At 44.0% G+C, this 500-nt stretch carries 1 pseudogene; it reads left to right on the top strand.

Going from position 1 to position 500, the window contains the following annotated elements:
- Window positions 1-97: 97 nt before the first annotated feature.
- A pseudogene (locus A3735_RS10640) lies at window positions 98-500 on the top strand (OmpA family protein); the annotation flags it as partial.

The raw sequence follows: 500 nt of genomic DNA, 5'->3' as shown, positions 1-500 counted from the left end.
CAGTTTTTATGTGACTCGGAAAATACCTTATTAGGGGCTTGCTACAAAAAGAGCTGATCCGATTTATTATGGTAAGAGAATTTGTGAGGTGTCCGATTTGAAGCGCGGTAGTACTTTTGTAAGAGGCTTAATGTTAGGAGTCGTGTTAGCTTGCTTATCAAGCCTTGCCCATGCCAAAACCTATAGCGCAGAGCTGGATCAGAGTCAGTGGTACCTGTCTTCCTCTATATTCGAATGCAGTCTGGTTCATGATATTCCTTATTATGGTAAGGGTGTCTTCTATCATGAAGCAGGAGAGAACCTGCGCTTCTATACGATGACTAATAATAACCCTATGAAACCGGGTAAAGCGGCGTTAGTGGTTGAGGCTTCATCTTGGAAGCCGGGCAAGGTAATTCAGGATCTGGGTTATGTCGACGTTGTAGATAGTGATCAGCATCTAAGTGTGCCTAGAGCTAAAGCGACTAATATGATGCAGGGCCTATTAGAAGGCATGACGC

The sequence above is a fragment of the Oleiphilus sp. HI0061 genome (assembly GCF_001635675.1).
This window is presented reverse-complemented; position numbering and strand designations above follow the sequence as displayed.